Here is a 21230-nt window from a genome sequence, read left to right as displayed (position 1 = left end):
TGCCGCCGGTGGTGACGCCGGCGGCATGAGGTGTTCTGGGTGATGGCCAATCTTTTCGACACGCTCGACCTGAGCCGCCACGGCGCGCGCGTTTTTGCGCAGCTGCCGGATGGTGCTGCTGCGACCTATGCCGATGTGGCGGCGGCATCGGCGCGGCATGCGCAGGCGCTGCGGGCGTGCGGGGTGGGACCGGGGGACCGGGTGGCGGTGCAGTGCGAGAAGCGCTTCGAGATGCTGCTGCTGTATCTGGGGTGTTTGCGGGCGGGGGCGGTGTTCCTGCCGCTCAACCCGGCGTATCCGGCGGGTGAGCTCGATTATTTTTTGCGTGATGCCGAGCCGGCGCTGTTCGTGTGCGAGGCGGCGCGGGCGGAGGACAGCCGGGGGGTGGCGGCGGCGGCGGGTGTTGCGCGGGTGGAGACGCTGGGGGATGACGGCGGCAGCTGGGGCGCGCTGGTGGCGACGATGGCGCCGGACTTCGAGACGCTCGACGTGCCCGACAATGCGATGGCGGCGATCCTCTACACGTCAGGCACCACTGGCCGCTCGAAGGGGGCGATGCTGAGCCATGGCAATCTGGCGTCGAATGCACTGACGTTGCGTGAGGCCTGGGCGTTTTCGGCGGATGATGTGCTGCTGCATGCGCTGCCGATCTTTCATACGCATGGGCTTTTCGTGGCGACCAATGTGGTGCTGGCGGCGGGGGCGTCGATGATCTTCCAGCCGCAATTTGCCGTGAACGCGGTGCTGGCGGCACTGCCGCAGGCCAGTGTGATGATGGGGGTGCCGACCTATTATATCCGGCTGCTCGATACGCCGGCGTTCGAGCGGCGGCTGGTGCAGCACATGCGGCTGTTCGTGTCGGGATCGGCGCCGCTTTCGGCCGAGGTGCACCGGGCATTTTCGGCGCGCACCGGCCATGCGATCCTGGAGCGCTACGGGATGACCGAGACGGGGATGAACACGTCGAACCCCTATGACGGCGAGCGGATTGCGGGGACGGTGGGGCCGGCGCTGCCGGGGGTTTCGATAAGGATTGCCGATCCGGTGACGGGTGCGGCGCTGCCGGCGGGCGAGGTGGGGATGATCGAGATTGCCGGGCCCAATGTGTTCGGCGGCTATTGGCGGATGCCCGAGAAGACCGCGGCGGAGTTTCGGGGTGGCTGGTTCGTGTCGGGCGATCTCGGGATGATCGATGCGCGCGGCTATGTGTCGATTGTGGGGCGCGGCAAGGATCTGATCATTTGTGGGGGCTTCAACGTCTATCCGGCCGAGGTGGAGGCGGCGCTCGACGAGCTGCCGCAAGTGAAGGAATCGGCGGTGATCGGCGCGCCGCATCCCGACCTTGGCGAGGGGGTGGTGGCGATCATCGTGGCGGCGGAGCTGGGGTTTGATGATGGGGCGGCGCTGCAGGCGGCGATTGCTGACCGGCTGGCGCGGTTCAAGCAGCCGCGGCGGTTCGTGTTTCTGGACGAGATGCCGAAGAATGCGATGGGCAAGGTGCAGAAGGCGGGGCTGCGGGCGCGGTTTGCGGGGAGTTTTGGGGGGTAGGCAGGGTGGACGGGTTCAGATTTGCACGATGTTCGGCAGTCCGCAAACGCTGGCGCAAGCTGAATGGCAGTGAGTGGGTTGTCAGCAGTCAAAGCGCTTGCCCATGCTGATCCGCTCTTCAACCAGATAGCCATGCCGCCGATAAAATGCTGCTACAGCCTCATTGCCAGCCCTGATCTGCAAGTTGGTCTTCTTGCAGCCGGATCGCGAAAGGCGAATCTCGGCCTCGATCAACAATGCCGTGCCAATGCCCCTTCTTTGATGCTCAGGCTTGACTGCAACTGTGTAAAGCCAGCCTCTATGGCCGTCATATCCTGCCATGACGGTCCCGATGACGTCACCAGCTTCTTCGGCGACAATGAACAATTCGGGCTGGACCTTGAGTTTCGCCGGGATGGCTTCCGCTGCCTTGTTCCAAGGTGAGTCCGTTGGGAACACTTCCTCCCAGAGCGCTTCAACACCTGCAAAGTGCCTGTCTTCGTATGTGAGGATCTCAGCCATCACCCGTAATAACGCGCGGATGCCAATTTCCGAAACGGCGTCGTTTGCTGACGACAAGGGTCTGGCAAGACCATTGCGGCTGGTCCGAGGCGAGCAGGGTGGCGGCGAGGGGGCGGCCCTGGCGGTCGGTGCTGACGTGTTCGATGAGGGTTTCAAAGGCTTCGGCGAGGCAAGTGGCGTGGGTGCGGAGGCGGGGAGTTTTGCGGGGTAGGCGACTTCAGACCTGGATGAAGGTCTGCAATTGGCAGATTGCTCAAACAAGCTGAATGGCCGGAATTGGTTGGGAAGGCGAATGGCGGCTTTGAAGCTTCGGCGGTAGCGATGCCAGAAGAACGACTCATAAATCGCAGATGACTGATCGGCGCTTCGCCAGCAACTCTGCTGAAGAATGCGCCTGATCCAATCATCAAATCATCGCGTTACATCAGGTTTTTCCATGACAGCCAGAGCCTGCCAGAGTTGCGGATGATTGCTGCCGTCGGAGCCGTCGGTGAATTGCGGCAGTGAGAATCCCGCGTCACGCGCAAAGCGTGCGATCCAGTCGCGGTGGAGAAAGTTGTCGAGTTGCTGACCGGCATCCCCCCGACGCAAGTGGTCGAGGTTGTTCTGCCATACCCTGTTGTGCGCCGGATCCGCCATCTCGAGGAAGGAAAATACCAGTTTTCCGCCGGGTTTGAGGGCACGGTAGCTATCGGCGATGTAGAGATAGCATTCCGCCGGATAGAGATGCGTGAACAAGGACCAGTGGAACACCAGATCGATGGAGGCGTCAGGCGCGACGATGGTTGGGGTGGTGTTCAACACCGTTTCGTAGCCCGGGCACTGCCGCTTCAATTCGTCCAGCAACTCGCGGACGACGTCTGCACCAACATATTGGCCCTGCCACCCGGACCTGCGCAATGCCTGCGCGGTGCGTCCGCAGCCACAGCCCACGTCGTAAACCGTCATGCCATCGGTCAGGCCATGGTGGCGCAGCGCGGCCACATGGCCGTCGCCCTGCGCGACGAAACCCTCCATGGTTTCAGAACCGATAGATTGGGCCAGAGCAAGCGCTCGGTCATTCGGCATCCTGCGCAACATGCGCCGAACGACCCTCCGATAATCCTTGACTGAATGGCTGATATGACGCCTTCGAAAACTGAGATCGGAAAAGCGCACTTTCAGTTATCCTTTTGGAAAAACAACGCGACATAACCTTTCAGAGGCTGAATTTGCAACGAGTCAGTCCCCCTTCACCACCTGGGTGAGGGCGAGGTAGAGCTTGCCCGGGTCCGAAGCGAGCAGGGTGGCGGCGAGGGGGCGGCCCTGGCGGTCGGTGCTGACGTGTTCGATGAGGGTTTCGAAGGCTTCGGCGAAGCGGGTGGCGTCGGTGCGGAAGGCGGGGTCGTGGGCGAGGTGGCGGGCGATGGCGCGGCCGGTCTCCTCGTCGAGGCCCGAGGTGAGGCGGCGGAGGAAGCGGCTGCGGTCGCCTGCGAGCCAGGCTTCGTAGTCCTGATCCTCGATGTCGAGTGCCAGCAGGCGCGACAGGTCGATGGCGCTTTCGTGCAGCGTGGCGAGAAGCGTGGTGGCGCGCTTGGCGAGATCGGAGCGCTCGCGGATGTTTATCTCGGTCTGCCGCTTGTCGAAATGGGTTTCCATGTCGGCCATGGTGCGGGTGAGCGCCACCAGCCGCGACGAGACGCGCTCGGCGGCGACCTGGGCCGCACTGGCGGCGTTGGCGTGCTGGACTTCGAGCGCGGCGATGGCGGTGCGGACGGGGGCGCCGAAGGCGATTTCGGCGCGGCTGGTGCCGGCTTGATCGAGGGCGGCTTCGGCTTCGGCGACGACGCCGGCCAGTGTCTCGCGCATCGTGCCCGCGGCCTGGCCGGCAATCTCGCGGATGCGGCTGAAGCTGTCGAGCAGGGTGGCGGAGGCGGCGAGGGCATCGTCTTCGGCCGTGCGGGTGAGGGCGGCGAGGCTGGCTTCGGCGCTGGCCAGCCGGTTCGCCAGCGTGTCGGCGCTGGCGTCGAGGGTGGCGGCAGCCTCCTGCAGCCGGGCATGGGCGGCCGCCATGGTGTCGGCGCCCGCTTCGATGGGGGCGGCGAGGGCAGTGGCATCGTCGTGGAGGCGGGCGAGGCGGCTGGCGAGATCGTCGAGGCCGGGCACGGTGGCGGGGAGGCGCTCGTCCATGGTGCCGAACAGCCTTGTGGCGCCGTCATCGAGGTGCGCAAGGCGGGCCGACAGGCCATCGAGGCTGGCTTCGGTCTCGGCGACCGGGGTGATGAGGCCGGCAATGGCGGTGCGCACATCGCCGAGCCGGTCGGTGACGCTGGCGAGCATGGCGTCGCCGCGGTCGGTGCTGGCGCCGAGCGTGGCATCGAAGCTCTGGAAGCGCTCGCCGAGGTCGTCCACCAGCGTGGCGGCGCGCGCGGCCTGCTCGTCGAGGTTGGTGCCGAGGTTGGCGAGGCCGGCGCAGAGCGAGGCCAGCCGCGCGGCGATGGCGCTGGCGGCCTCGCCACCGATATGCTCGATGCTGGTGCGCGCCTGGTCGATGCTGGCGAGGATGGCGTTGGTCTGGGCGTGGACGCCGTCGCGCGTGATGTCGAGGGCCTCCCCGGTGCGCGCGAGGGCGGCGTCGATGCCCTGGTCGAGCTCCGCCAGCGGGGAGACGAGGGCGGCGCGCGCGGCATCCGAAGCGGCGGTGACGGCTTCGAGGCGGGCTTCGGTTTCGCTCGCGGTGGCGCTGGCTTCGATGCGCGCTTCGGCAAGGCGCGCGGCGAGGCTGGCGATGAGACCGTCGGCGCGGCTGACTTCGCCGGTGAGGAGCGCCTGGGCGCTGCCGAGCAGGATGGTGAGGGCCTCGGCGGCGGCGGTGGCGGCAGGTGTTTCCTGGCCCAGCTGGCGGGTGGCGGCATCGGCACGCTCGGCCGCGGCCGTGAGGCTGGCGGTGGATTCGTGCAGGGCGGCGATGCTGGTGGCGAGGGCTGCGTGCTGGCGCTCGACGGGCTTGGCCATGGCGGTGAGCTGGCCGGTGAAATCCGACAGGCGCGTTTCGAGCGCGGCGAGGGCGTCGGCGCCTTCGCGGAGGCGGAGGGCGGTGAACTCCGCCTGCTCGGCCATCAGCGCGTTGCGCGCGGCCTGGGCGGCGCTGGTATCGCGCAGGCGTGTGGCGACAAGCCAGAGGACGGTGAGCGGGGCGGCGATGTTGAGGGCGATGCCGGCAATGACCGGGAAAGCCTCGAAGCTTGCGGGGATGGTGGCGCCGGGGAGGAAGAGCATTGCCGTGACGATGATCATTGCCAGCCACAGGAGCGTTGCGGCGCCAGCGGCGAGGATGGGCCAGCGCGGCGGGGTCGGCAGATCGGACATCGGCTCTCGTCAATCCTTGGGAAGTGTGCCCTGGGAACAGGTGTCCTGACCTAGCACCGTGCCGCTGCTGCTGGCCAGCGCCGCTTCGCGGGCGCGGAGCCGCCGGCCCATGACCAGCGCGATGACGGTGAGGGCGGCGATCTCCCAATACCAGTAGAGGCGCGGATCGCCGGCGAGGCAGGCGAGGGCGATGGCGACGGTGCGGTTGTTGGCGGAGAGGATCGACAGGCGGCGGACAAGCGGGGCGGTGGCGTCGAGATAGCGCGGCAGCAGGCCGGGGTGGGCTGCCAGGGCGGCGTCCATCCGCCGGTGGGCGGCGTTGAAGCGGGCCTCGACCCAATCATAGGCGGCGGCGATGGCCGGGCCGGGGGGGCGGATGGGGGTGACGAAGTTGCCGGTGAGGCGGCGCTTCCAGGCGTCACGCTCGGCTTCGTACCAGGCGGACTGGACGGCGTGAAAGAGTCCCGACACGACGGCGAGCGCCAGCACCGGCTGCCAATCGGCAAAGCTGAGCGCGATGGGCGCCAGCACGAAGATGAAGGCGAGATAATCGCACATGCCGTCGATGACGCGGCCGAGCGGGCTGGCCTTGCCCGATGCGCGCGCGAGCTTGCCATCGAGCCCGTCCATCACATGCCAGCCGACCATGAGCAGGAAGCCGGCGACGACGAACAGTGGCGACTGCCAGTGCCAGTAGCAGAAGCCGGCCAGAAGGCCGAAGCCCATGCCGGTGAAGGACACGGTGTTGGGGTGGATATCGAGCCTGAGCGCCAGCGGCAGCAGCCGCCATGACATGGCGTGCACCAGCCAGAGGTTGGATGGATCTTCGATCGCCTCGGGACGGGCGCTGTCGGCGCCCGCGGCGGTGTGTGTGGCGCTTTTGTGCACAGCTGTTCTGCTAGGCCCGGCGGGGCCGGCTTGGCAAGAGCCACGGTCGCACCCTGCACCCGCATCGTGATGGCATGAAAAAGCGGGTCCAGCTTTTGTTGTCGTGTGTTTTTTATCGGAAAACCGGTTCCCACTTTTCCGAAACACACCCTATGAGGCGCTGACGCATGACACGGATCGGTGTTCTTCTGGCCCCGGAGGCTGAAATGGCGCTGGTGCGGATCGGCGGCTTGACCGTGCTCGAGCGGCAGGCACGGCTGCTGGCGCGCGTCGGCTGTGCACGGCTGCTGCTGGTGGCGGCGCCGCCGCTGACGCCGGTGCCGGCGGGGGCCGAACTGCTCAAGATGGGCGAGCTGGGTGCGGCACTGGCGGGTGCGGACGAGGTGCTGCTGATCGCGGCCGGGCTGGTGATCGATGAGCGGGCGCTGCGCGCGGTGGCAGCCGCGCCCGGCCCGGCGATGCTGGTGAGCAATGGCCGCGGGACCGGCCCGCCCGAGGCCGCGCGCGGCGTGGAGCGACTCGATGCGCAGGCGCATGCCGCCGGCGTGCTGCGGCTGGCGGCGCGCAGCGTGGCGGCGGTGGCCGAAGGGCTGGGCGACTGGGACCTGGGATCGACGCTGATCCGCACCGCTGCGGCCGATGCGTCGGTGATCCGCGTGCCGATTGAAGGGATTGCGCTCTATTCGGCCGAGCGCCGCCGCGAAGTGCCGCTGCTCTGGGCGCTGCCGCGCGACGAAGCCGGTGCGCGCGCGGCGAGCGATGCGGTGGTGGCGGCGGCGCAGAAGGGCTGCCTCGACTGGCCGGCGCGGTTCATCCATCCGCTGATCGAGGACATGCTGGTGCGCTTGCTGGCGCCCACGGCGGTGACGCCGAACATGGTGACGCTGCTCACCGGGGTGATAGGGGTGGCCGCCGGACTGGCCTTTGCCAGCGGGGCCTTGTGGTGGGGGCTGGGGCTGGCGCTGTTGTGCGGGCCGCTCGACGGCGTCGATGGCAAGCTGGCGCGGACACGCATCGAGTTTTCACGCTGGGGGGACCTGGAGCATGCGCTCGACAAGGTGCTCGAATATGGCTGGTACCTCTGCGTGGCCTATTGGTTTGCCAGCACGCGTGGCACCGGCCTGCCCTGGGCGGTGGCGGCGCTGATCATCCTGCCGGCGCTTGCCGAGGCCGTGCAGGGCGAATTCTACCGGCGGCTGACGGGGCTGCAGCTCGATGACAGCGGGCGCTTCGAGCGAACGGCGCGGCTGGTGGCGGGGCGGCGCAACACCTTCCTGTGGACCTGGGCGATTTTTGCCGTTTTCGGACACTGGTTCGAAGGATTTGTTGCCATCGCGATCTACAGCATCCTCACGACCGCCGTGGCACAGTGGCGGTTTTACAAGCGCTTGGGCGCCTTTGCGCAAACGGGCGACGCGCGTGTGCGCGAGAACATCGCTGCGACGCGGTATGATTTCCTTGCCAAAGCGTCCTTGCCCAGTGACCGGCTGTAGTATAACTGCCACAAAATCATGGGAGGCGCCCGGATGCGGACGCTCGGGTGGCTTTGAAAGGAAATGCTTGAAATGTCGTTGATTCCCGTCGCCCTGGTGGGGGTTGGCAATTGTGTTTCGTCCCTCGTTCAGGGGCTCTTCCACTACGCCAACGGTGGATCGAACGATGAGCAGGGGCTGATGCACTGGGATATGGGCGGCTATCGGCCCAAGGATATCTCGGTCGTCGCTGCCTGGGACGTCGATTCGCGCAAGGTCGGCAAGGATGTGTCCGAAGCGATCTTCGCAAAGCCGAATTGCACTGCCGTGTTCTGCGACCATGTCGGGCAGACCGGTGCCATCGTGCAGATGGGCCGCATCCTCGATGGCGTGTCGCCGCATATGGCATCGCATCCCGACCATCGCCGCTTCCTGGTGTCCGATGCCCCGGAGCCTACCAAGGCCGAGGTGGTGGAGAGCCTGAAGCGCTCGGGCGCGCAGGTGATGTGCAATTATCTGCCGGTCGGCAGCCAGCAGGCCACCGAATTCTATGCCGATGCCGCGATCACTGCCGGCGTGGCGTTCGTCAACAACATGCCGGTGTTCATCGCTTCGAATCCGGTGTGGGCGGAGAAGTTCCGCAGCGCCGGCGTGCCGATCATCGGGGACGACATCAAGGCGCAGCTGGGGGCGACGATCGTCCACCGCATGTTGACCGACCTGTTCGCCAAGCGCGGCGTGACGCTCGATCGCACCTATCAGCTCAACACCGGCGGCAACACCGACTTCCTCAACATGCTCAACCGCGAGCGGCTGGCATCGAAGAAGGAATCGAAGACCGAAGCCGTGCAGTCGGTGGCGCACACGCGGCTCGACGACGAGAACATCCATGTCGGCCCGTCCGACTATGTGCCGTGGCAGAACGACAACAAGGTCTGCTTCCTGCGCATGGAAGGCCGGATGTTCGGTGGCGTGCCGATGAACATCGAGCTTCGGCTTTCGGTGGAGGACAGCCCCAACTCGGCGGGTGTGGCGATCGACATGATCCGCTGCGCCAAGATCGCGCTCGACCGTGGTCTGGCCGGTCCCGTGCTCGGGCCATCGTCCTACTTCTGCAAGCACCCGCCGGTGCAGGTGACCGACGATGAAGCGTTCACCGCCGTCGAGGATTTCATCGCGGGCGTGACGGTCAACTAAGACCGCGGAAGCACTGTATGCAGGCGATTGTCCTTGCCGCGGGCATGGGCACGCGCCTGCGCAGCGTTTCGGCCTCCAAGCCGCTGACTCCGGTCGGCGGCGAGGTCCTGCTGGTCCGCATCCTTGCCAATCTTGCTGCGGCCGGCGTGACCCGTCCGGTGGTGATTACCGGCTATGAGGGCGAGCGCGTCGGCGCCGTGGCGCGCGCTGCGGGTGCCGAGATCGTTCACAATCCGGATTGGGCCGAGCCCAATGGAGTGTCGGTGCTCGCGGCCGCCGGTGTGCTGGAGGACAAGGCGCTGCTGGTGATGGGGGACCATCTGGCCTCGCCATCGCTCTATGCCGCCGTTGCCGGGGCATCGCTCGCCGATGCCGGGCTGGTGCTCGGCATCGACCGCCGCCTGGGTCACCCCTGGGTCGATGAGGAGGATGTGACGCGCGTCTCGACGCGCGGCGACCGGATCCTCGCCATCGGCAAGACCATTGCCAGCTATGATTGCTACGACTGCGGGGTGTTCCTGATCACGCCCGAGCTGATGGAGTCGCTGGCGGGGCTGCCGCGGCCGGGCCTGTCGGATGGGGTGCGGGCGCTGGCTGCGCGCCGCCGGGCCGCGGTGGCGGATGTTTCGGCGCATGACTGGATCGACATCGATGATCCGCGGGCGTTGGCGCTGGCCGAGGAGTGGGTGGCCAGGTGAGGGCTCCGGCCGCCGGAGGCTAGAACCGCTGCCGCAACTGGACTTCGATCGCGGCGCGCGGTGCGCGGCGGCCGGGGGTGCTCGGGCTGTCGGATTGCCAGCGGGTTTCGATGCGGAGATCGCCGAATGTCATCGGCAGCTCGGCACCCGCGGTGAGGATGGCGAGTTTTTCCGAGGATGCAGAGACGGGGTTGCTGATCGCCGGGCCGGGGCTGCCATCGGGGCGCGGGAAGATGGCGGTGGGCGGGTTCCCGAGATCGATGACGTTCAGGTGGACGGCGCGTGCCGAGCCGTACCAGCGGCGATTGCGGGTGTCGGTGACGGCGGCGTGGAGGGCGAGGTTGCGGCTGTCTCCGGCGGTCCAGTGGCCGATCGGGCGTCCGCGATAGGTGAAGCCCGAGGTGTAGAGGCTGTTGTTGTAGAAGGAGCCGGGATATTGCGTCTCGCCGCCAGTGAGGCCTTCGAGCGGGGTGCCGTTGAACAGCGAGACGGCCAGCGTGTCGGAATATTCGAGCGTGGTGGTGAAGCTGCCGCCGCCGCTGCCGGCCGGGCCGGAGACGGTGAGGCCGATGAGCCGGCCCCATTGTTCGAGGATGACATTGTCGAAATCCTCGGCCTCGCCTTCGAAATAGAGCTTTGCCGCGACATTGCCGAAGTTGTGGGTGTAGCTGATGTCGAAGCCGGCGATCTGGTTGCCGGGCTGGTTGAGGAAGGCATCGGTGTCGCCAACGGTGGGATTGTCGGCATTGCCGATGCCGATGAAGGATTGGGCGATCTGCTTGAGGCCGCATGGCCGGCCGGCGCCGCAGAGCATCTGGGCGCGGTTGAGGCCGATCTCGAGGCCGGCTGCGGGCGTGAAGCCGAGCCTGGTGCCGATGGTGAGCGTGTTGCGGAAATCCCGGTCTTCGTTGAGGACTCCGGCGAACATGTCGAGCCGGATCGGGCCGAGCCAGCGCAGGACCGGCAGATCGATGGGATAGGGCTCGAGGCGCTTGATGCCGAGCTTGGGCATCGGACGGGTGGCGTTGGAGAAGAGCAGCGCGCCATCGACGCCAGGGCCGAACCATTGCTCGGTGTTGCCGGCGTAGACGGCCCAGTTGCCGAGGCGGGCGGTGACCTGCGATGGCTCGGGGTGCCAGCGCGCCACATCCTGATCCGACCGGTAGCCGCCGCCGAGGCTGATCGAGAATACCTCGCCGGTGGCCTCCACCCGGCCCGACACATCGGCACGGCCGCGCGCAAGCGTGCCGAAATCGCGCGCCACGCTCACTTCGTTGGTGCCCATCAGCCGGGCTTCGAAGGCGAGGCGCTGCGCGGCGAAATCGGCCAGCCGATCGAGGCGTCGCGCGGCGGCGGCGACGTGCGCGGGCAGCGCCCGGCCATCCCTGGCGCGGTTGAGGCCGGCGTCGATCTGCGCCCAGGGCAGGGGCCAGCTGTCGACCGGGCCGCGGATGAGGCCGGCGGCGGCGAGCGTGCCGACATCTTGCCGCAACTGCCGGTCCCCAACATCGGCGAAGGGGCCGGCACTGGCGGCGGTGGCGAAGCCGAGGGCCAGCGCGCCGGCGATGAGCCGGGCGCTGGCGGTGAAAACACGCACTGACGCTGTCAGCCGCGCGCGTTGAGCGGCACGAAATCGCGCTGGGTGGGGCCGGTGTAGAGCTGGCGCGGGCGGCCGATCTTCTGCTCGGGATCTTCCATCATCTCGGTCCATTGCGCGATCCAGCCGACGGCGCGCGAGATGGCGAACAGCACGGTGAACATCGAGGTGGGGAAGCCGATGGCGGACATGACGACGCCCGAATAGAAATCGACGTTGGGATAGAGCTTCTTGTCGATGAAATAGGGGTCGTTGAGGGCGATATGCTCGAGCTCGCGCGCCACGTCGAAGATGGGATCGGAACGGCCCAGCTTGTCGAGAATGTCCTTCGCCACCTTGCTCATCACCTTGGCGCGGGGATCGTAGTTCTTGTAGACGCGGTGGCCGAAGCCCATGAGGCGGAACGGATCATCCTTGTTCTTGGCGCGTGCGATGAACTCGGGAATCCGGTCCGGCGTGCCGATTTCGCGCAGCATGTTGAGGGCGGCTTCGTTGGCGCCGCCATGCGCCGGGCCCCAGAGGCAGGCGATGCCGGCCGAGATGCAGGCAAACGGGTTGGCGCCCGACGAGCCGGCGAGGCGGACGGTCGAGGTGCTGGCGTTCTGCTCGTGATCGGCCTGCAGGATGAGCAGCTTTTCCATGGCGTCTTCGACCACCGGATCGATGACATAGGGCTCGGCGGGGACGCCGAAGGTCATGCGCAGGAAGTTGCCGGCGAAGCTGAGCGAATTGTCGGGGTAGAGGAAAGGCTGGCCGATCGAATATTTATACGCCATCGCCGCCAGGGTGGGCATCTTGGCGATGATCCGGTGCGAGGCGATGACGCGCTGCTGCGGATCATGGATGTCGGTCGAATCATGGTAGAAGGCGGCCATGGCACCGACGATGCCGCACATGATCGCCATCGGGTGCGCATCGCGGCGGAAACCGCGGTAGAATTGCGCGAGCTGCTCGTGGATCATGGTGTGGCGGGTGATGAGATGGGTGAACTCGTCGTGATCGGGCTTGCTCGGCAGATCGCCGTTCAGCAGAAGATAGGCGACTTCGAGAAAGTTGGACTTTTCGGCGAGCTGGTCGATGGGGTAGCCGCGATAGAGCAGGATGCCCTGATCGCCATCGATATAGGTGATCTTGGATTCGCATGCCGCGGTGCTGGTGAAGCCCGGATCATAGGTGAAGCGCCCGGTGTTGCCGTAGAGCTTGCGGATATCGATGACATCGGGGCCGACGCTGCCGCTCAGCACGGGATATTCGGCCGACTTGTCGCCCAGTGCTATGTTGGCTGTGTTGGTCATGCGTTGGTCCCTTTCGCTCTCAGGCGCTTGTTGTTTCGTGGGTCTGGGCAATGGCGTCGTCGATGCGGCCCAGCGTTTCGTCGCGACCGAGCGCTTCCATCACTTCGAACAGGCCAGGCGACTGGCCCGCACCCGTGAGGGCGGCGCGCAGCGGTTGTGCGACCGCGCCGAGCTTGAGCTGTTCCGCCGTTGCAAGCTCCCTTGCTGCTGCCTCCAGATCGGGGACCACCCAGGGCGACACGGCGGCAAGGGCCGCGCGCGCCCGGACGAGCAGTCCCGATGGTGCCGATGCTAGCAGCCGCAGCGCCGCTTCGTCCATGGGGATTGGGCGGGTGCGAAGATAGAAGAGGGCGGAAGCGGCCAGGCTGTTGAGATCCGGCGCTCTTTTCTTCAGTTCGGCCATGCTGCGCTGCAGCAGTTCGATGTCCTGCGGGGCCAGCGGGCGGGCGAGGGCCGACTCGACCTTCGGCTGGATCAGGGTTGTGAGCCGGGCATCGCCGGTCGCGCGGATATAATGGCCGTTGACCGATTCCAGCTTCTTCATGTCGAAGCGCGACGGACTGCGACCAACGGCTTCGAGGCTGAACCATTCGATGGCCTGGGCGCGGCTGATCACCTCATCATCGCCGTGACCCCAGCCGAGGCGGAGAAGGTAGTTTTCCAGCGCCTCGGGCAGCAGGCCGAGCTGATCGCGATAGGCATCGACGCCGAGCGCGCCGTGGCGCTTGGAGAGTTTTGCACCATCGGCGCCGTGGATGAGCGGGATGTGCGCGTAGATGGGCTCGGGCCACTCCCCCTCGACTTCATTCATGGCGCGGATGAGGGCGAGCTGGCGGAAGGCGTTGTTGAGGTGATCGTCGCCACGGATGACATGCGTCACACCCATGTCATGATCGTCGACGACCACGGCGAGCATGTAGGTGGGGGTGCCGTCCGAGCGCAGCAGCACCATGTCGTCAAGCTCGGCATTGGCGACGGTGACGGGACCCTGGACCTTGTCGTCGATGGTGACTTCACCGGTTTGCGGTGCTTTCAGTCGGATGACGAAGGGGGCGCCCTCGGGGCCGTCGGACCGATCGCGCCAGCGGCCATCGTAGCGCAGCGGGCGCTTTTCGGCGCGCTGCTGGGCGCGCATGGCCTCCAGCTCCTCAGCTGTTGCATAGCAACGATAGGCGTGGCCGGCTTCGAGCAGCGCGTGCGCGACCTCGGCGTGGCGGGCGGCGCGGCTGAACTGGTAGACGATCTCGTCATCATGATCGAGGCCGAGCCAGCCCATGCCATCGAGGATGGCGGCGATGGCGGCATCGGTGGAGCGGGCGCGGTCGGTATCCTCGATGCGCAGGCGGAAGCTGCCGCCATGATGCCTGGCGAACAGATAGTTGAACAGCGCCGTGCGGGCGCCGCCGATATGGAGGAAACCGGTTGGCGAGGGCGCGAAGCGGGTGACGACAGCTGAAGAGGGAGCGCTTGCGCTCATGCGGGGAATGTCCAATTCTGGATATGGGCCGTGGATGCGTTACGCGCCAGAATGGAGCGCTCGGCGGGGTGACTAGCAGAAGCCTTGGGGCGGTTCAAACCGCAGTGCCGGCAGGGGGATTGTGGCCGGGCTTTGGCGCGCGGTTCGAGGCGCTGATCGATGGCGAGCGCGAGGCGCTGCCGCTGTGGCTGCCGGTGGCGCTGGGGGCGGGAATCGCGCTGTGGTTCACCTTGCCCTGGGCGGGGCAGCGGCTGGCGATGGGGCTGGCTTTGGCGGGGCTGGGCGGGGCGCTGGTGGTGCTGCGCACAAGATGGCCGGCCGCACTGCTGCTGATGGCGGCGCTGGGGATGGCCGCGGCGGAGGTGCGCGACCGGACGGTGGCGCACCGGGTGCTGGTGGAGCGGACGATCGTGCGGATCGATGCGCGGGTGCTGGCGGTGGAGCCGCGCGCGGCGCGCGAGCAGCTGCGGCTGGTGCTGGCGCTGGACGATCCTGCGTTGCCCGAGCGGGTGCGGGTGAGCCTGCGGGGGGTGGCGGCGGAGCGGGCGCAGGCGCTGCCGGGGCTGGCGGAGGGTGCGCGGGTGCAGCTGAGGGCGATGCTGATGCCGCCAATGGGGCCGGCGGTACCTGGGGGCTATGATGCGGCGCGGGCCCTGTGGTTCGAGGGGGTGGGGGCCACCGGGATCGTGTTGGGGCGGGTTGACGTGGTGGAGGCGGCGCCGGCGCCGGATGGAATTTCGGCGTGGATGGCGGCGGCGCGGCGGCGGCTGAATGCGCGGATATTGGCGGCGGTGCCGGGCGAGGCGGGTGCGGTGGCGGCGGTGTTTGTGACCGGGGATCGTGGGGCGGTGCCGCTGGAGACGGCAGCGGCGGTGCGCGATTCGGGGCTGGCGCATCTGCTGTCGATCTCGGGGCTGCACATGGCGGTGGTGGTGGGCGGCGTGATCTTCCTGGTGCGGCGGCTGGTGGGGCTCTGGCCATGGATGGCGCTGCGGCTGCCGGTGCGCGCGCTGGCGATGCTGTGCGGGGCGGTGGCGGGGCTGGGCTATACGCTGTTGGCGGGCGGGGAGGTGCCGACGGTGCGATCTTTGCTCGCCACGCTGATCGTGCTGCTGGGGCTGGTTGCGGGGCGTGATGCGATTTCGCTGCGGCTGCTCGGGGCGGCGGCGGTCATCATCCTGCTGGCGCGACCCGAGGTGCTGATGGGGCCGAGCTTCCAGATGAGCTTTGCCGCGGTGGCGGCGATCATCGCGCTTTATGAAGCGCCGGCAACCAAGGCGGCGCTGGCGCCGCGCGAGGATGCCGGGGTGTTGCGGCGGCTGGGGCATGGCGTGGTGGCGCTGGTGGCGACGGGGCTGGTGGCGGAGATGGTGCTGGCGCCGATCGGGCTGTTCCACTTCCAGCAATCGGGGTTGTTCGGCGTCGGGGCCAATCTGCTGGCAATCCCGCTGGCGAGTTTTGCGATCATGCCCGCATTGGGGCTTGGGCTGGTCGGGGATGCGCTGGGGCTGGGGGCTGTGGCCTTTGCGCCTGCGGGGTGGGCGGTGATGTTGTTGCTCGACATTGCCTATGCGACGGCGGGCTTGCCGGGGGCGGTTTCACGGCTGCCGGTGATGCCGGTACTGGCATTTCCGCTGCTGGCGCTGGGTGGGCTGTGGCTGGTGCTGTGGCGGACGCGGTTGCGGCTGGGGGGCGTGCCGCTGGTGGCGGCGGGCGCCATGCTGGCGCTGTTCGGCACGCCGCCCGACCTGCTGGTGAGCCGCGATGGCCGGCATGTGGCGCTGGTGCTCGAGAGCGGTGAACTTGCGTTTCTGCGGCCGCGCACCGGGGAGTATCTGCGCGACAGCTGGGGGGCGGCGGTGGCGGGGGACGGGCAGGGACGCGCGTTCGATGACCTGCCAGGGATGGATTGCAGCCGTGACGCCTGTCTTGGAATGGTCGGGCGCTTGACGCTGTTTGCGACGCGCTCACACGATTGGCTGCCGCAAGCGACGATGGAACCGGCGTGTACGGCGGCCGATATCGTGGTGAGCGAGCGGCGTTTGCCCGACTGGTGTGCGGCGCGATGGTTGCGGCTCGACCGAACCGCCCTCACCGAACGCGGAGCGGTGGCGGTATGGTTGCGGACGGGGAAAGTGGTGGGCGCGCGCGATGGCCTCGGGGACCATCGCTGGCGCTGATCTACCTCAATGGTAGCGGCGGAGGATCCCGGCGAGGCGGCCCTGCACACGAACCTGCTCGGGGCGGTAGTGCTGCGGGGTGTGAGTGCTGTTGGCAGGATCGAGACGGACCATGTTCTTTTCGCGGCGGATGTACTTCAGCGTCGCCTCGCTGTCGTCGATGAGTGCCACGACGATATCACCGTCGCGTGCATCCTCGCAGCGGCGAATGAGGGCATAATCGCCGTCGAAGATGCCGGCCTCGATCATCGAGTCACCCGAGACTTCGAGCGCGTAATGATCGCCGGGGCCGAGCAGGGCCGAGGGCACGGCAAGCGAGCGATCGGATTCAAGTGCCTCCACCGGCAGACCGGCAGCGATGCGGCCGTGAAGCGGCACCGACACGCTGTCGTTGGCGGGCTCGGGGAGCGGCAACGATGACTTGGCGGCGACCGCGGGCGCCGGCTTCATCGCATCGGGCAGGCGCAGCACTTCGAGCGCGCGTGCGCGGTTGGGGAGGCGGCGGATGAAGTTGCGCTCCTCAAGGGCATTGATTAGGCGATGGACGCCGGATTTGGAGCGAAGGCTGAGCGCCTCCTTCATTTCCTCGAAGCTCGGGGAAACACCGCTCGCCTTGAGCCGGTCATCGATGAAACCGAGCAGTTCCTGCTGTTTGCGCGTCAACATGCTTAACCCCCTGTTTGGCACAGCTGCCTTGGGAACACATGCGGAACGATTAGGCAACATCCGAGAACATGTCAAGCGCGATGCAAGTGACGGTTTCGCCCGTTTCCGCAGGCGGGGCATGGGCTTCGCGGATGATGAGGACTTCGGCTTGTGCCAGCGCCGCGAGCTGCGCACTGTCCTGGGCGGGGGCGGGTTGCACGCTGCCATCGGGGAGCAGCCAAGCGCGCAGATGATCGCGGCGGTTGCCGCTTGCGGGGAGGGCGACTGCCAGCGGTGCCCGTATGGTCGGCAATTCGGTGGCGCGCCCACCGAGCGCGCGGACCAGCGGCCACCCGAAGAGCAATGCGCAGACATAGGCGGAGACGGGATTGCCGGGGAGGCCGAGGATGCGCGTGCTGCCGAGCGCTCCGGCGATGAGCGGCTTGCCCGGGCGCATGGCGATCTTCCAGAAATCGAGCGTGGCGCCGAGGCCCTGCAGGACGGGGATGATGAGATCATGGTCGCCGACCGAGGCGCCGCCGATGGTGACGATGAGATCGGCTTCGGTGCCGCTGATGCCGGCGGCGATGGCGCTGCTGTCATCCGGAATGATGCCGAGATCGGTGACGTGGGCGCCGGCTGCGGTGAAAAGGGCGGCGAGCATCACGCCGTTGCTGCTGATGATTTGGCCGGGGCCGGGGCGGGTGCCGGGGGGGACGAGTTCGTCGCCGGTGGCGATGAGGGTGACGCGGGGACGGCGGAGCACGCGGACGCTGCCATGGCCAGCGGCGGCGAGCAGTCCGAGGTGGCGCGCGGTGAGGCGCGTTCCTTGGGTGATGACGGAGGAACCTTCCGCAAAGTCCTGGCCTGCCTTGCGAATATGGGCGCCGATCGTTGGTGGGCCTTCGCCGGACAGGATGGCGATCTGGCCCTCCCGGTGCACTTCTTCCTGCACGATCACCGTGTCGGCGCCGGCCGGCAGCGGTGCGCCGGTGAAGATGCGGACGGTCTCGCCGGTACCGATATGGCCGGCGAAGCCATGGCCGGCGGCGGATTCGCCGATGATGCGGAAGGGGCCGGGCATGTCTGCCCAGCGCACGGCCCAGCCGTCCATGGCGCTGGCGGCGAAGGGGGGTTGGGTGAGGCGGGCGTGGACGGGTTCGGCAGCGATGCGGCCGGCGGCTACCGCCAGCAGAAGGGTCTCGGTGCCGAGAGGGCCGGCGCTGGCGAGCAGGCGGGCGAGGGCTTCGTCGGGATGCAGCAGGCTCATGTCCCCTGGAAGTCGCCCGAGCGGCCGCCGGACTTTTCGCGCAGGCGCACCTGGCCGATGACCATCGACCGATCGAGCGATTTCGCCATGTCGTACAAGGTGAGGAGTGCGGCGGAAACTGCTGTAAGTGCTTCCATTTCCACGCCGGTGCCATGGGTGGTGACGACGCGCGCCTGGACGCGGATGCCGTCCTCCTCGAGCGCCAGATCGACGCTGACGGCATCGAGGGGGAGCGGGTGACAGAGGGGGATGATCGAGGAGGTGGCCTTGGCGGCCATGATGCCGGCGATGCGCGCGGTGGCGAGAGCATCGCCCTTTTTGAGCGTGGCGTCGCGGATGGCGGTGAGGGCGGTCTCGCCCATAGTGATGCGGCCTTCGGCGAGCGCCTCGCGGCGGGTCGCGGTCTTGGCGGAGATGTCGACCATATGCGCGGCACCCTGGCCGTCGAGATGGGTGAGGCGGCTCATGCCAGCAGTGCACGTGTGGCGGCTTCGACATCGGAGTGGCGCATGAGCGATTCTCCGATGAGGAAGGTGTTGATGCCGCGCGCTTGAAGGGCCGCAAGTTCGGCGGGGCCGGAAAGGCCGGATTCGGCGACAAGGGTGCGGCCGGGGGTGTCAGCGAGCTCGAAGCTTGTTACAAGATCGACGTTCAACGTCTTGAGATTGCGGTTGTTGATGCCGAGAAGCGGGGTCTTGAGCTGCAGCGCGCGGTCGCGTTCGGCAGCATCATGGACTTCGACAAGGACATCGAGGCCGAGGCTGTGGGCATAGGCTTCGAGGTCGATGGCTTCGGCGTCGGAGAGGGCTGCCATGATGAGCAGGATGCAATCGGCACCGATGGCGCGGGCGTTGGCGATCTGCCAACGGGTGACGAAGAAATCCTTGGCGAGGACCGGCAGGGTGCAGGCGGCGCGGGCTTCGATGAGGTAGTTGTCCGCACCGAGGAACCAACGCTCTTCGGTGAGGACGGAGAGGCAGGTAGCGCCGCCGGCCTGATAGGCGCGGGCGATGGCGGCGGGATGGAAATCCTTTCGGATAAGGCCCTTGGAGGGCGATGCTTTCTTGATTTCTGCGATGAGCGCCTTGTCCTCGCGGGCATGCGCGGCGTGGATGGCGGCGATGAAGCCGCGGGGTGGCGAAGCGGCCGCGGCGGCGGCTTCGCGATCTGCGAGGCTGTGCTTTTCGCTGCGCATGGCGACATGGGCGCGGCTGTTGGCGCAGATTGTGGTGAGCGTGTCGGTCATCGAAAGGCTTTCCATAGCGCCAGTGTATCGCCAGCAGCGCCGCTGGCCAGTGCCTGTGCGGCACGCGCGGCGGCGGCAGGGAGGGTGAGGGCGGGATCGGCGACAGTGAGGGCGGCGGCGGCGTTGAGGACGACGATGTCGTGGTAGCCGCCATTGGCTCCCGCCAGCAGGGCTTCGAGGGCGCGGGCGTTGTGGGCGGGGTCTCCGCCGGCGAGGCTGGCGGCGGGGTGGAGGGGCAGGCCAGCGTCTTCGGGGTGAATGCGCTGCCTGGTCAGGCTGGTGCCTTCGACAATGAGGGCCTCGCTCGCCGCCGAGATGGCGAGCTCGTCGAAGCCGTCGCCGTGGACGACCATGGCGCGGCGGGTGCCGAGGCTGGCGAGGGCGCCGGCGAGGAGGGGCATGGCGTGGGGGGCGAAGACGCCGACGATCTGCCGCTTGACCCCGGCGGGGTTGGCGAGGGGCCCGAGCAGGTTGAAGATCGTGCGGCGGCCGAGCGCGCGGCGCACTGGCGCCACGCGCGCCATGGCGGGGTGGTGGCGCGCGGCGTGGAGGAAGGTGATGCCGACCTCGCGCAGGCAGGGACCGAGGCGTTCGATCGGCAGCTCGGGGACGCCGAGGGCGGCGAGGACGTCGGCGGCGCCGCTCGCCGAGGACGCGGCGCGGTTGCCGTGCTTGGCGACGGGCACGCCGCAGGCCGCGACGACGAGGCTGACAGCGGTGCTGATGTTGAGGCTGTGCATGCCATCGCCGCCGGTGCCGCAGACGTCGATCGCGGTGTCGGGGGCATCGACACGGTGCGCCATGCGGGCGCGGAGGGCGCGAGCGGCGGCAGTGACTTCCAGGACGGTTTCGCCGCGCTCGGCCAGGATGGTGAGGAAGCCGGCGAGGGCGGCGTCCTCGGCGTCGCCGTCGAGGATGCGGGCGAAGGCATCGGCGGCGGCTTGCGCGTCGAGGGGCCGGGACGGATCGGGGAGCGGCCGGATCATGCCGGGACAGCGCTGTGGGCGATCCCTGCGGAATCGAGGAAGTTGGCGAGCAGCGCATGGCCATGCTCGGTGGCGATGCTCTCGGGGTGGAACTGCACGCCGTGGAGCGGCAGCGTCTTGTGGTGCATGCCCATGATGAGGCCGTCGGCGCGCGCGTTGACCGTGAAGCAGGTGGGCAGGGTTTCCGCTTCGACGATCAGGCTGTGGTAGCGGGTGGCGAGATAGGGGCTGGGGAGGCCGGCAAACACGCCGGTGCCGGTGTGGGCGATGTCGCTGGTCTTGCCATGCATCACCCGGGGTGCGCGGATGACGCGGCCGCCGAAGGCCTGGCCGAGCGCCTGATGGCCGAGGCAGACGCCGAGCAGCGGCAGCCGGGCTTGCGCCGCGGCGGCGATCAGACCCAGGCAGATGCCGGCTTCATTGGGGGTGCAGGGGCCGGGGGAGAGAAGGATGGCGGCGGGGCGCAGCGCCATGGCGTCTGCCACGGTGATGGCATCGTTGCGGACGACGTGCGTCGGCGCCCCCAGTTCCTCGAGATAGTGGACGAGGTTGAAGGTGAAGCTGTCATAGTTGTCGATGACAAGGATCATGCGGTGACTTTGACGCCTTTCCAGAAGGCGATGTGGCCCTTGATGTTCGACGCGGCGGATTTGGGCTCGGGGTAATACCAGGCGGCATCCTTGTTGACCGCACCATCGACGTTGAGGCTGTGATAATGCGCGGTACCCTTCCAGCCGCACACGCTGGTGAGGGTGCTTGGCTGAAGCAGTGCTGCGTTGACGCTTTCGGGCGGGAAATAGTGATTGTTTTCAACAATCACGGTGTGGTTCGATTCGGCGATGGTGACGCCGTTCCACTCAGCTTTGGCCATGGGTTTTCTCC

Annotated in this window: 20 protein-coding genes; 6 read left to right on the top strand and 14 right to left on the bottom strand. The window is 67.6% G+C overall.

Translation table 11 applies throughout. The annotated features are described in order from the left end of the window. Positions 1 to 42 precede the first annotated feature (42 nt). On the top strand, positions 43 to 1548 hold the full coding sequence (locus FHS79_RS15030; protein WP_184201943.1) for an AMP-binding protein: 1506 nt from the start codon (positions 43 to 45) through the stop codon (positions 1546 to 1548). Positions 1549 to 1629: 81 nt separating this feature from the next. On the opposite strand, the gene FHS79_RS15025 is transcribed toward FHS79_RS15030, so the two are convergent. Continuing rightward, positions 1630 to 2049 carry a GNAT family acetyltransferase gene (locus FHS79_RS15025; protein ID WP_184201940.1) on the bottom strand — a complete coding sequence of 140 codons (420 nt, stop codon included), beginning with the start codon at positions 2047 to 2049 and terminating at the stop codon, positions 1630 to 1632. A 19-nt stretch (positions 2050 to 2068) separates the two neighbouring features. Here FHS79_RS15025 and FHS79_RS15020 point away from each other — a divergent pair, with 19 nt between their 5' ends. Next, entirely contained in the window at positions 2069 to 2260 is a 192-nt protein-coding gene (locus tag FHS79_RS15020; RefSeq protein WP_184201937.1) for a hypothetical protein, read from the top strand. A 200-nt stretch (positions 2261 to 2460) separates the two neighbouring features. Here the strand turns inward: FHS79_RS15020 and FHS79_RS15015 are convergent, their stop codons facing one another. The 3 genes from FHS79_RS15015 to FHS79_RS15005 all read right to left on the bottom strand — a co-directional run bounded on the left by FHS79_RS15015 (position 2461) and on the right by FHS79_RS15005 (position 6285). After that, positions 2461 to 3207: a class I SAM-dependent methyltransferase gene (locus tag FHS79_RS15015; protein ID WP_243453509.1), complete on the bottom strand. Its 747-nt coding sequence runs from the start codon at positions 3205 to 3207 to the stop codon at positions 2461 to 2463. 63 nt (positions 3208 to 3270) lie between these two features. After that, positions 3271 to 5397 (bottom strand): coiled-coil domain-containing protein, encoded by a 2127-nt coding sequence (locus FHS79_RS15010; protein WP_184201934.1) that lies wholly within the window; start codon positions 5395 to 5397, stop codon positions 3271 to 3273. A 9-nt stretch (positions 5398 to 5406) separates the two neighbouring features. Further along, a complete protein-coding gene (locus FHS79_RS15005) occupies positions 5407 to 6285 on the bottom strand; it encodes a CDP-alcohol phosphatidyltransferase family protein (protein ID WP_184201931.1) in 879 nt (292 codons plus the stop codon). Between the two features lie 167 nt (positions 6286 to 6452). Here FHS79_RS15005 and FHS79_RS15000 point away from each other — a divergent pair, with 167 nt between their 5' ends. The 3 genes from FHS79_RS15000 (at position 6453) to FHS79_RS14990 (ending at position 9652) form a co-directional block, all read left to right on the top strand. Further along, a complete protein-coding gene (locus tag FHS79_RS15000) occupies positions 6453 to 7778 on the top strand; it encodes a CDP-alcohol phosphatidyltransferase family protein (RefSeq protein ID WP_184201928.1) in 1326 nt (441 codons plus the stop codon). Positions 7779 to 7850: 72 nt separating this feature from the next. After that, positions 7851 to 8954, top strand: a complete 1104-nt coding sequence (locus FHS79_RS14995) for an inositol-3-phosphate synthase (RefSeq protein ID WP_184201925.1) — start codon at positions 7851 to 7853, stop codon at positions 8952 to 8954. Between the two features lie 17 nt (positions 8955 to 8971). Beyond that, on the top strand, positions 8972 to 9652 hold the full coding sequence (locus tag FHS79_RS14990; protein ID WP_184201922.1) for a phosphocholine cytidylyltransferase family protein: 681 nt from the start codon (positions 8972 to 8974) through the stop codon (positions 9650 to 9652). Positions 9653 to 9671: 19 nt separating this feature from the next. Here FHS79_RS14990 and FHS79_RS14985 read toward each other — a convergent pair whose 3' ends face one another. Genes FHS79_RS14985 through gltX form a run of 3 tightly spaced genes read right to left on the bottom strand, consistent with a single transcriptional unit; the run spans position 9672 to position 14021 of the window. Next, positions 9672 to 11249 carry a capsule assembly Wzi family protein gene (locus FHS79_RS14985; protein WP_184201919.1) on the bottom strand — a complete coding sequence of 526 codons (1578 nt, stop codon included), beginning with the start codon at positions 11247 to 11249 and terminating at the stop codon, positions 9672 to 9674. Positions 11250 to 11257: 8 nt separating this feature from the next. After that, entirely contained in the window at positions 11258 to 12544 is a 1287-nt protein-coding gene (gltA, locus tag FHS79_RS14980) for a citrate synthase (protein ID WP_184201916.1), read from the bottom strand. Between the two features lie 19 nt (positions 12545 to 12563). Continuing rightward, positions 12564 to 14021, bottom strand: coding sequence for a glutamate--tRNA ligase (gltX, locus tag FHS79_RS14975; protein ID WP_184201913.1), 1458 nt, complete (start codon positions 14019 to 14021; stop codon positions 12564 to 12566). 68 nt (positions 14022 to 14089) lie between these two features. Between gltX and FHS79_RS14970 the strand changes: the two genes are divergently transcribed. Then, entirely contained in the window at positions 14090 to 16201 is a 2112-nt protein-coding gene (locus tag FHS79_RS14970; RefSeq protein ID WP_184201910.1) for a ComEC/Rec2 family competence protein, read from the top strand. A 6-nt stretch (positions 16202 to 16207) separates the two neighbouring features. Here FHS79_RS14970 and lexA read toward each other — a convergent pair whose 3' ends face one another. From lexA to FHS79_RS14935, 7 genes are read right to left on the bottom strand one after another with little or no spacing between them, the layout of a single operon-like run. Then, positions 16208 to 16867 carry a transcriptional repressor LexA gene (gene lexA, locus FHS79_RS14965; RefSeq protein WP_184201907.1) on the bottom strand — a complete coding sequence of 220 codons (660 nt, stop codon included), beginning with the start codon at positions 16865 to 16867 and terminating at the stop codon, positions 16208 to 16210. A gap of 49 nt (positions 16868 to 16916) precedes the next feature. Beyond that, the gene (locus tag FHS79_RS14960; protein ID WP_184201904.1) at positions 16917 to 18116 is read right to left on the bottom strand and encodes a molybdopterin molybdotransferase MoeA; all 1200 of its coding nucleotides are present in this window, start codon (positions 18114 to 18116) and stop codon (positions 16917 to 16919) included. Further along, complete coding sequence (moaC, locus tag FHS79_RS14955; RefSeq protein WP_184201901.1) at positions 18113 to 18583, bottom strand: cyclic pyranopterin monophosphate synthase MoaC; 471 nt, start codon at positions 18581 to 18583, stop codon at positions 18113 to 18115. Before moaC ends, FHS79_RS14960 begins: the two co-directional genes overlap by 4 nt. After that, positions 18580 to 19362, bottom strand: coding sequence for an indole-3-glycerol phosphate synthase TrpC (gene trpC, locus FHS79_RS14950; RefSeq protein WP_184201964.1), 783 nt, complete (start codon positions 19360 to 19362; stop codon positions 18580 to 18582). The genes moaC and trpC overlap by 4 nt, the downstream gene beginning before the upstream one ends. Then, positions 19359 to 20348 carry an anthranilate phosphoribosyltransferase gene (gene trpD / locus FHS79_RS14945; RefSeq protein ID WP_184201898.1) on the bottom strand — a complete coding sequence of 330 codons (990 nt, stop codon included), beginning with the start codon at positions 20346 to 20348 and terminating at the stop codon, positions 19359 to 19361. Before trpD ends, trpC begins: the two co-directional genes overlap by 4 nt. Then, complete coding sequence (locus FHS79_RS14940) at positions 20345 to 20938, bottom strand: anthranilate synthase component II (RefSeq protein ID WP_184201895.1); 594 nt, start codon at positions 20936 to 20938, stop codon at positions 20345 to 20347. The genes trpD and FHS79_RS14940 overlap by 4 nt, the downstream gene beginning before the upstream one ends. Beyond that, positions 20935 to 21219: a DUF427 domain-containing protein gene (locus tag FHS79_RS14935; protein ID WP_184201892.1), complete on the bottom strand. Its 285-nt coding sequence runs from the start codon at positions 21217 to 21219 to the stop codon at positions 20935 to 20937. The genes FHS79_RS14940 and FHS79_RS14935 overlap by 4 nt, the downstream gene beginning before the upstream one ends. Positions 21220 to 21230: the final 11 nt, after the last annotated feature.

Origin of the sequence: Polymorphobacter multimanifer (assembly GCF_014205635.1) — a bacterium.
Taxonomy (GTDB): Bacteria; Pseudomonadota; Alphaproteobacteria; order Sphingomonadales; family Sphingomonadaceae; genus Sandarakinorhabdus; species Sandarakinorhabdus multimanifer.
Note: the sequence above shows the minus strand (reverse complement) of the source record. Positions and strands in the feature narration are given on the sequence as shown.